Annotated in this window: 8 protein-coding genes and 1 pseudogene; 7 read left to right on the top strand and 2 right to left on the bottom strand. The window is 36.2% G+C overall.

Annotation, left to right across the window (positions count from 1 at the left end):
* Positions 1-98: 98 nt before the first annotated feature.
* Positions 99-691: pseudogene (locus A33I_RS20680) on the bottom strand (site-specific integrase).
* Between the two features lie 689 nt (positions 692-1,380).
* Between A33I_RS20680 and A33I_RS18735 the strand changes: the two are divergent.
* Positions 1,381-2,571 (top strand): MFS transporter, encoded by a 1,191-nt coding sequence (locus A33I_RS18735; RefSeq protein ID WP_022629851.1) that lies wholly within the window; start codon positions 1,381-1,383, stop codon positions 2,569-2,571.
* Between the two features lie 57 nt (positions 2,572-2,628).
* Here the strand turns inward: A33I_RS18735 and A33I_RS18730 are convergent, their stop codons facing one another.
* Positions 2,629-3,516, bottom strand: a complete 888-nt coding sequence (locus tag A33I_RS18730) for a LysR family transcriptional regulator (protein ID WP_022629850.1) — start codon at positions 3,514-3,516, stop codon at positions 2,629-2,631.
* Between the two features lie 332 nt (positions 3,517-3,848).
* Here A33I_RS18730 and A33I_RS18725 point away from each other — a divergent pair, with 332 nt between their 5' ends.
* From A33I_RS18725 to A33I_RS18700, 6 genes are read left to right on the top strand one after another with little or no spacing between them, the layout of a single operon-like run.
* Complete coding sequence (locus A33I_RS18725; protein ID WP_022629849.1) at positions 3,849-5,033, top strand: acyl-CoA dehydrogenase family protein; 1,185 nt, start codon at positions 3,849-3,851, stop codon at positions 5,031-5,033.
* A 31-nt stretch (positions 5,034-5,064) separates the two neighbouring features.
* The gene (locus A33I_RS18720; RefSeq protein ID WP_022629848.1) at positions 5,065-5,589 is read left to right on the top strand and encodes a MaoC family dehydratase; all 525 of its coding nucleotides are present in this window, start codon (positions 5,065-5,067) and stop codon (positions 5,587-5,589) included.
* A 57-nt stretch (positions 5,590-5,646) separates the two neighbouring features.
* The gene (locus tag A33I_RS18715; protein ID WP_022629847.1) at positions 5,647-7,281 is read left to right on the top strand and encodes an SLC13 family permease; all 1,635 of its coding nucleotides are present in this window, start codon (positions 5,647-5,649) and stop codon (positions 7,279-7,281) included.
* A gap of 58 nt (positions 7,282-7,339) precedes the next feature.
* Positions 7,340-8,185: a fumarate hydratase gene (locus tag A33I_RS18710; protein WP_022629846.1), complete on the top strand. Its 846-nt coding sequence runs from the start codon at positions 7,340-7,342 to the stop codon at positions 8,183-8,185.
* Positions 8,154-8,756, top strand: coding sequence for a Fe-S-containing hydro-lyase (locus A33I_RS18705; RefSeq protein WP_083477692.1), 603 nt, complete (start codon positions 8,154-8,156; stop codon positions 8,754-8,756). The genes A33I_RS18710 and A33I_RS18705 overlap by 32 nt, the downstream gene beginning before the upstream one ends.
* Positions 8,757-8,766: 10 nt before the next feature.
* The gene (locus tag A33I_RS18700) at positions 8,767-9,927 is read left to right on the top strand and encodes a CaiB/BaiF CoA transferase family protein (RefSeq protein ID WP_022629844.1); all 1,161 of its coding nucleotides are present in this window, start codon (positions 8,767-8,769) and stop codon (positions 9,925-9,927) included.
* Positions 9,928-9,955 lie beyond the last annotated feature (28 nt).

Here is a 9,955-nt window from a genome sequence, read left to right as displayed (position 1 = left end):
AAAATGTTATTGGAATAACAAATTAATATTAGCTTATGTTCTAATGTGCAAGTTCTTTATTGCTAATTTAAAGTGATTGACCACATTTTGACCACATTTCAAAAAACTTTTTTCATTAGATCACTAAACTTCTTTGAAGCTTTTTCTTCCATATCAGAAGTAAGGTGAGCATATATATTCATAGTTGTTTCAATATCAGTATGGCCTAGACGCTGCTGAATTTCTTTAATACCCACGCCAGCTTCAATTAGTAGCGAGGTGTGGGTATGTCTTAATGAATGTGGAGTTAAGTGTTTATTAAGTTTGTTTGATTTGATAGTCTAGTCATTCTCCAATTAATAGTTTTCTGTAACATAGGGTGACCTGAAGGTTTGGTGAAAATAAAGTTATTATCGACGTATTCATCACGATGGTACATTTTTAATAAGTTTTGCTCTTTTTTATGCTGTCTTAAGGAGTTGATAATATCATCGTCAATTTTAATTTTGCGTATGGAACCTTTAGTTTTAGGAGTTAAAAGAATATAGTCTTTGTCATTGTTTTTGGGGTTATAAATGGTTTTAGTAATATTGATAGTATTATCATCAAAGTCAATATCTGGCCATTTTAAGGCAATTAATTCACCTATGCGGATGCCGCTGTATGCTAGTAGGGGAAATATATATTTATCTTGAGGTAAGCCGTTAGTCAAAGCACGTTTTTAAAAAAATACTAAGTTCCTCTTTTTTCTAAGAACTTAAGCGATTGTTCTTGGTTTTCTAACTCTTCAATAGTATCTACCTTACGGATTGGTTTTGCGAAATCTGTAGGTTTTTTTTTATTAAGTCATATTCAAGTGCTTTTTTAAAGATCATCCTTCCAGTTGAGTGGACTCCGCTTATAGTATTAAGAGCATAACCTTCTTCATGGAGAGTGTTTAATACTTTCTGGTAAGCAGCAACATTAATATTTTTCAACTTCATATAACTTAAATGTTTTAAAAGGAGTTTTAATTGAAAGGATCGGGCACGGGTGCTACTAACTTTTGAGGAAGCTTTATCTACGAATGATTTTGAATTTATAGCTTGCTGCATGTCAGAGCAAGCTGCTTATGCTTCTCTTTTAGTTTTAAAACCACCAATGCTTTTTGTATTCTTTTACCAGTGGGTGGAGGAGTTTAGGATTTAAAAATTATATAAAATTAAAGTTAAACTCTATAAGGGTTTGACTTTTTTATTTTGAATTAATTATTGGCTCATATTCAAATAGAGTTTCACTTAATTAAACAATGCAATTTCTACATCAATCAAATGAAAAAAATCGATTAGAGGATCGTTAGAAATAAGAGTATTATAAAACTAAGCTAAATCGTTCCATACTAATTCTAAAGGGGTTTCCAATATGGAACAATATATACAACGTGGTACAACGGATTTTAAAAAAACTAACTTGGCATTTTTTGCGGGGGGGTTTTGCACCTTCGCAATATTATGGGGAATGCAGCCTATTCTACCGCAGATAGCAGAAGAATTTAATGTTTCTCCTGCAATGTCCAGTTTAACGCAGTCAGGAACTACTATTTCTTTAGCTGTAAGTTTATTGATTGCAGGTTCCTTGTCAGAAGTTTTTGGTAGAAAGAGTATCATGGCCATTTCTTTAGTTCTTTCAGCTATTCTTTCAATCGCTATCGGATTTGTACAGAGTTTTGAACTTTTGATTTTTCTACGAGTTATCCAGGGAATTACTTTGGCAGGTCTCCCAGCTGTGGCGATGGCATACCTTGGAGAGGAGATTGAACCAAGAAGTCTGAGCTTGGCAATGGGACTATATGTTAGCGGGAATTCTATTGGTGGAATGAGTGGTCGGATTATTGGCGGTGTCTTAACCGATCATTTTAACTGGCAGGTGGCGTTAATCGGGGTAGGGATTATTTGTTTATTATCGAGCTTACTATTTATGTTGCTTCTTCCCAAGCAAGCTCATTTCGAATCGAAACCTTTTAGCACAATAAATTTGGCAAGAACGTTTATATGTCACTTAGGTTCTACTAGTCTAATGAAGTTGTTTATGATAGGCTTTTTTGCAGCAGCCAGCTTTGTCGCCCTATATAATTATATTGGTTTCGAACTAATTAAACCTCCTTACTCTCTAAGTGAATCAGTTGTAGGTTTTATTTTTATTGTGTATTTAGTTGGTACATTCAGTTCTACATGGATGGGAATGCTTGCAGGTAGACATGGTCTTAAAAAAGTGTTGCAACTATCATTAATAATATTATTGGCAGGTCTATGGATTACACTAACTATTAACATTTGGATTAAGATTCTAGGAATTGCGATTTTTACTTTTGGTTTTTTCGCAGCTCACTCTATCATTAGCACCTGGGTTGGGCAAGTGGCAGTACAAAATAAAGCCCAAGCAGCATCTATTTATCTGTTTGCTTACTATATTGGAGGTAGCGTCGGAGGAACGGTCAGTGGTGTATTTTATACAAATTATGGTTGGAACGGAGTGGTGGTGATAATTTCTATTTTTTCTATAGTTTGTGCTTATGTAACTATTACCTTAAGAAAACAGGGGTTAGTATCATAATAGAATAACCAGCATTTGATTAGATCCATGAAGAGAAATAAAACAGGGCACACCTTATTATTTAAGAAGGTTGTGCCTATTTAATATGAAATTTTTAAATTGTAAAGCAGCTTTTGATAAATATCCCTGCTTTTTATGAATTAAGTATATTGGTCGTTCAATATTTACGCCCTCAACTTTAACTGCCCTAATTCCATTGATAGTAGGAATTATTGAGTCGGGGATAAAGGCTATGCCTTGATTTGCACGTACTATACCAATAATACTATTGACCTCTAGACCATCATAAACTGTATTTAATTTTCTATTAAATGAGTTAATTGTAGCTTCAATCAACTTTTTTAGTTCTGTACCTGAAGTATATTGTATAAATGGTTCGGCTTCTAACATGTCAAGTGTAATAGGATGATTTAACTTTGCGAAACGGTGTTGAGCAGAAATAACTAGTGAAATTTTGTCTTTGAAAAGTACGGTGTATTCAAGCTCTGGAAAAGTTTTGTACTGAGTTCCAAAACCAAACTCTATATCATTAGTTAAAAGGTCTTTAATAATGTTCGGTGCTTTTCCTTCCTGTAATGAGAGGTTATATCCTGGGTGGTCTTGCTTAAATGCCTTTAAGATTTCGGGAATGTAAGTAATCCCCAAGCTATGGACAAATGAAGCAGATACATTTCCCATACTAGGATCAATCATTTCTTTTAACCTAATCTTTGAGTGATCCCAATACTGAACCATATTTTTGGCATCTTTTAAAAAAATTTTCCCATACTGATTCAATACAATTTTCCTGTTTTTTCTGTCAAACAATGGTACACCTAATTCTTTTTCCATCGTGTGAATAGATCGACTTAAAGCAGATTGAGAGAGGAGGAGTAAATCAGCTGCTTTTGTCATATTTTCTTCTTCTGCAACTACTATAAAGTTTTTCAACTGCACCATATCCATGATCATATACACCCTTTTTGAATATACTGAATTTTAAAAATTACATTTTATTTATTATATAACAGCTATGTATTAACACAATAATAAAACTATAGAGGGGAAAATACAGAGGGAAATTCCCTTCAGAAAAAGTCTATCAATTTATAGGAGAACTGGTTTGGTGATTGAATCCAAAAGAATTTATGAACAAAGCGTATCTCTTTTTAGATACGCTTTGTTTATTAATTTTTTATTAATGCAAAAACTACATTGAATCTATGCATAATTGAAATTGTTTTCTGAAAATTGCAAAGTTATAATTTGAGTTAACAAAGTTAGGAGGTTGAAAGTGAATGAATATTACAACAAACAGGTTAAATGAAGAACAAAGAATGCAACTAAGAAAAGAAATACGGCATTTCTGTGAAAGCTATTCAAATCACTATTGGCGAGAGCTGGATGAGCAGCGTGCCTACCCTTATGAGTTTGTGGATGCATTGACTCAACAGGGCTATCTTTCAGTTTTGATCCCTGAAGAATATGGTGGGAAAGGCTACGGAATTATGGAAGCTAGTATTATTTTAGAGGAGATTCATAGAGCAGGTGGGCACGCAGCAGGCTGTCACGCTCAGATGTATACAATGGGTGCATTGTTAAAACATGGTTCAGAAGCTCAGAAGATGAAGTATCTACCCCTCATTGCTAAGGGAGATTTACGTTTTCAATCGTTTTCCATTACTGAGCCTGAAGCAGGATCAAATACTACAGCTATAAAGACTTTTGCTGATAAAACAGACGATGGTTATGTGGTAGATGGCCACAAAAACTGGACCAGTCGGATAGAACAATCTGACTTATTAATGTTACTTGCTAGAACTACTCAGAGAGAGGAAGTGCAGAAAAAAACAGACGGGATCAGCCTTTTCCTTATTGATTTAAGGGAAATCAGAAAAAACCAGCCAGATTCCTTAATAGTTGAGCCTGTAACAACAATGTTCAATTATGCAACAAATAAAGTTTGGTATAAAAATATGCATATACCCGAAGATGCGTTGATAGGAGAAGAAGGAAAGGGCTTCAAATATGTTTTAGATGGTATGAATGCTGAGAGAATACTTCTTGCTTCAGAAGCGGTTGGTGATGGCTACTTCTTTATAGATGAAGCCGTAAAATATGCGAGTGAACGCGAAGTATTTAACAGGAAAATAGGTTCTAACCAGGGTGTTCAATTTCCAATCTCAAAAGCGTATGCGTCAGTTAAAGCTTCTGAAGTAGTAAGAAATATGGCGGCTGATCAATTCGATCAAGGGATGGCATGTGGAGAGCTGGCCAATACAGCCAAATATTTATCAAGCAAAGCGAGTTGGGAAGCTGGTAATGCCTGTATTGATACTTTTGGTGGTAATGGGTTTGTCAAAGAGTACAACATTGAAAGAAAGTTTCGAGAAACAAGAATGTATCAAGTAGCTCCTGTAAATAACAATATGATTCTGTCTTATATCGGACAACATGTACTAAAGATGCCGAGAACGTATTAATAGAGATTTTAAATATAAGGAGGAAAAATAGATGAGTATAAAAGAAGGTTGGAATGGTAGGTTTTTAGAAGATTTTAATATTGGTGACATTTACGCTCACCCGCTTGGACGTACGGTAACTCAAACTGATAATATTTGGTTTACCCTTTTAACACAGAATACAAATCCCATCCATTTTGATGAAGTATACTCAAAGAAGACCGAATTCGGTCGTCCCTTAGTAGATTCGACATTTACTGTTGCATTGGTTACAGGCCAATCTGTCACAGATATCTCTCAAAATGTCATGGCAAATTTAGGATGGGATGAAATTCAGTTACCTAATCCGGTTTTTGAAGGGGATACCATTTATTCATACAGTGAAGTGCTTGAGAAACGTGAGTCAAAATCCCGTCAGAATGTAGGCATTGTTAAAGTTAGGACGAGTGGCTACAACCAGGAAGGTAAAATTGTCGTAACGTTTAAACGGACATTTATGGTTTATAAAAAAGATCATGCTCCAAATTTGAAAAATAACTTACTAGAAAAAGTTTTAAGAGATTCAAACAAAATATAATTTAATGCTTTTTGTAAGCGCTTCAATTTATGACTGGGATAATAAAGGGGTGTGCTAATGAAACAGCTTATATCTAAGGCTAGCAAGGTCTTCTGGGAAGAACATTTCACAATAAAGAAGTTTATGAGTCTTTTTACAATCAAGGGATCAGAAGCGGTTCAAAAAGATTTTAGCATCGAAAAAGCAAAATCGGAACCACCTGTTCCTAAGAAAAACAATGCCCAACGCATAGGTCTTGTAGCTGGACCTGTTTTATTTTTACTATGTATTTTGTTTTTTCAACCAGAAGGATTATCTAATCAAGCTCAAGCTGTTTTAGCTATAACTATATGGATGGCTGTCTGGTGGATGACAGAAGCAGTTCCTATCCCTGTTACGGCTTTATTGCCCATCATTTTATTCCCACTTACAGGGGGGGTGGATCTAAATACCACCACTTCAGCATATGGCTCAGACATCATTTTTCTATTTATGGGTGGTTTTATGATCGCCTTAGCTATGGAAAGGTGGAATCTACACCGAAGGATTGCTTTATCAATTATCAATCTAGTTGGTACTAGCACCGAGAAAATTATCCTGGGTTTTATGATAGCTACTGCATTTTTATCTATGTGGATTTCAAGTACAGCGACTACTATGCTAATGGTACCAATTGGAACAGCAATCATTGTTAACTTCGGAGAACTACTAAAGCAACATAGAGTGAGCGATATTTCAAATTTAAAAGATAAGTTTGGAAAAGCGCTAATGCTTGCCATTTCATACTCTGCTTTAACTGGTGGTCTTGGTACACTAATAGGTACGCCCCCTAATACGATCATGGCAGGATTTGCACGAGAAACATATGGACTAGACATTTCTTTTGCCAGCTGGATGCTTTTCGGCGTTCCAATTGCAATAGTTTTTACAGGGGTAGCGTTCTTTGTTTTAGTTAAATTTCTATTTCCATTAAGAATTAAGGATCTTCCTGGAGGATCAGAAATCATCAGGGAACAGTATAAAGCATTAGGGAGTATGAGTAGGGAAGAGGGAATGGTAGCAGCTGTATTTACATTGACAGCTATTGCTTGGATTACTCGTTCATTTTTGTTGCAACCATATGTGTCTCAAGGAATTGATGATGCCATTATTGCAATAACAGCAGCTGTGGTTCTTTTCATACTTCCTTCAAAGCAGAAGCCAGGAGAGAGTTTATTAAACTGGGAAACGACTAAAAAGTTGCCGTGGGGGATCCTGATTTTATTTGGAGGAGGATTAGCTTTAGCAGCTGGATTTACTAATTCAGGTTTGACTGAATGGGTTGGGAGTCAGTTGACAGGCCTCTCGAATTTCCCAGTAATTGTTATTCTCTTTGCGGTAATCTTCCTAGTAATTTTCTTGACGGAAATTACTTCCAACACAGCAACTGCTACGATGCTAATTCCAATGATGGGAGCATTAGCAGTAGCGGTTGGAGTTCATCCGATTGCGCTAATTGCAGGGACCACTATAGCGGCATCATGTGCATTTATGCTGCCAATTGCAACTCCTCCTAACGCCATTGTTTTTAGTTCAGGTGTACTGACAATTAAAGATATGGCTAAGTCAGGTATTTGGCTCAATATTATTTTTAGCATTATTCTTACTGTCGTGATTTATTTGTATCTACCACTTGTTTGGAACTTTAACATATCTGAATTGCCACTTCTTTGAATAGAACGTTAACTAAGATAGATTTTGTTACCGTTTGATTTCAGAAAGGAGAATACCGTTGAAACAAATACATTATGAAGATATCGTTGAAAACGTCTCAGTGATGTGTCAAGAAGCTAACTATGACTTAGGAAATGATATCATCACTGCATTTAAATCGTCCATAAAGACAGAAACGTCTGAGACAGGAAGAAATATATTAAGTCAACTTATTGATAATGCCAATATTGCTTCCTCAGAACGGGTTCCTATGTGTCAAGATACGGGTGTAGCAGTTTTTATTGTTGAAATTGGGCGAGAAATAATGGTGACTGGCGGGAGTCTTACAGAAGCGCTCAATGAAGGTGTGAGAAAAGGTTATGAAGAGGGCTATCTCAGACATTCCATTGTGGAGGACCCATTATCACGAGAAAAAAGTAAAGATTATAATGCACCTGCTGTTATACATGTTGAGTTGGTGGAAGGAGATCACTTGACGGTTCATATGTCCGCAAAAGGTGGGGGAAGTGAAAATATGAGCAGGTTATCCATGCTCACCCCTGCGGATGGGATTGAAGGGATTAAAGAATTTATACTAAAAACAGTTGAAGAAGCAGGACCTAATGCTTGTCCACCCCTAGTAGTAGGTGTCGGGATTGGTGGCAACTTTGAGTTGTCAGCCTATCTAGCCAAAAAATCTCTATTTCGACCAATTGAACACAGACATCCAAAGCCCCATGTAGCAAAACTAGAAAAAGAGTTAATAAAAGAAATCAATAATTTAGGCGTTGGTCCACAAGGGATGGGTGGTAGTACGACTGCACTGGATGTAAAAGTTGAAATAGCTCCTTGTCATATTGCGGCTTTACCAGTAGCAGTTAATCTTAACTGTCATGCAAGCAGACATAAAACATTCACTTTATGAAAAGGTGGAAATTAAAATGCAAAGAAAAGTTGATCTTCCACTAACGAATGAGAAGATTATCTCTTTAAAAGCAGGAGACAATTTATTGCTTTCTGGAGATATTTATACTGCAAGGGACATGGCCCATAAGAGAATGTACGAAATGTTAGAAAGAGGAGAAAAGCTGCCAATTACATTAGAAAATCAAGTTATTTATTATGTAGGACCGACACCTGCTAAGCCAAATGCATTAATTGGTTCAGCCGGTCCTACTACAAGTAGCCGAATGGATAAATACACACCGTGTCTATTAAATAAAGGACTTAAAGGAATGATAGGCAAGGGATATCGAAGTAGAGAAGTTGTTGGTGCTATAAAAGAAAATAAAGCAGTTTATTTTGTGGCTATCGGTGGTTTAGGGGCCCTTATTGCTAAAACTATTAAATCGGTCGAAGTAGTAGCTTTTGAGGATCTAGGAACAGAAGCTATTCGAAAGTTGACTGTAAAAGACTTTCCAGTCGTTGTAATTAATGATGCTTTCGGGAACGACTGGTACAAAGAAGGTCAAGAACGGCACTTATTAAATGAATAGGGGGGATTACATGTTACCTTTACAAGGCATTACTGTGGTATCGATTGAGCAAGCAGTAGCAGCCCCTTTCGCATCAAGACAGTTAGCTGATTTGGGGGCGAGGGTAATTAAAGTTGAAAGACCTGACGGAGGGGATTTTGCTAGAGGGTATGATACTACAGTAAATGGGCTATCTAGTCACTTTGTATGGCTTAACCGTTCAAAGGAATCGGTTGAATTAGATTTGAAGAGTGATACAGATAAACAGATATTAGAAAAGCTATTATCAGAAGCTGATGTCTTTATTCAAAACCTAGCTCCGGGGGCTATAAGTCGACTCGGTTTTGATCCTGAAGAATTACTTGAAAAATATCCAGAACTTATTTCGGTTAGTATATCAGGGTATGGTAGCAACGGATCTTATAGAGATAAGAAAGCCTATGATTTATTAATACAATGTGAGGCTGGTGCTGTTTCAGTCACAGGTACAGAAGAAGTGCCGTCAAAGGCAGGTATTTCAATTGCGGATATCGCAGCAGGTATGTATGCATATTCAAGTATATTAGCCGCACTTTATGCTAGAAATCAAACTAATAAAGGCGATCATATTGAGATTTCTATGCTAGAAGCACTGGGAGAGTGGATGGGTTATCCAATGTATTACGCTAATTATGGTGGCACTGAACCTAAAAGAACAGGGGCTAGTCATGCAACAATCTATCCTTATGGACCATTTAAAGCAGGTGATGGTAAAACAGTATTTCTAGGTATTCAAAATGAACGTGAATGGAAACAATTTTGCCAAAAGGTAATACAATTGCCAAATCTCATAGAAGACAACCGTTTCAATAGCAACCATAAGCGTGTAGAAAACTATCACGAATTAGAATCTTATATTACAGCAGAGTTCAATAAAATATCTTCCGAGGCAGTTATTAACCGGTTAAATACAGCTAAGATCGCGAATGCTAGATTGAATTCTATGAAAGAATTCATGAAACATCCTCAGCTGCAGGAAAGAGAACGCTGGGAAGAAGTTATTACACCTAATGGAACAATCCAGGCATTAAAACCTCCTTTTACCGCTAAGTATATAGATTATGTTATGAACCCAATCCCTGCTGCTGGAGAGCATACTGAAAAGATCTTAAAAGAATTTGGATTCGTTAAATCACATACAATGCATGAATAATAAAATAACTTTATCGTAATCGGAGGTT

This window comes from Alkalihalophilus marmarensis DSM 21297, assembly GCF_000474275.2.
GTDB lineage: Bacteria > Bacillota > Bacilli > Bacillales > Bacillaceae_D > Alkalihalophilus > Alkalihalophilus marmarensis.
The sequence above is the reverse complement of the archived record's forward strand: the minus strand, read 5'-3'. Positions and strand labels throughout refer to the sequence as shown.

Bases quoted from the DNA above. Each gene is read 5' to 3' on its own strand.
- A33I_RS18705 (WP_083477692.1), top strand. From the start codon at position 8,154: ATGCAAGCAGACATAAAACATTCACTTTATGAAAAGGTGGAAATTAAA.
- A33I_RS18700 (WP_022629844.1), top strand. From the start codon at position 8,767: ATGTTACCTTTACAAGGCATTACTGTGGTATCGATTGAGCAAGCAGTA.
- A33I_RS18715 (WP_022629847.1), top strand. From the start codon at position 5,647: ATGAAACAGCTTATATCTAAGGCTAGCAAGGTCTTCTGGGAAGAACAT.
- A33I_RS18720 (WP_022629848.1), top strand. From the start codon at position 5,065: ATGAGTATAAAAGAAGGTTGGAATGGTAGGTTTTTAGAAGATTTTAAT.
- A33I_RS18735 (WP_022629851.1), top strand. From the start codon at position 1,381: ATGGAACAATATATACAACGTGGTACAACGGATTTTAAAAAAACTAAC.
- A33I_RS18725 (WP_022629849.1), top strand. From the start codon at position 3,849: ATGAATATTACAACAAACAGGTTAAATGAAGAACAAAGAATGCAACTA.
- A33I_RS18730 (WP_022629850.1), bottom strand. From the start codon at position 3,516: ATGGATATGGTGCAGTTGAAAAACTTTATAGTAGTTGCAGAAGAAGAA.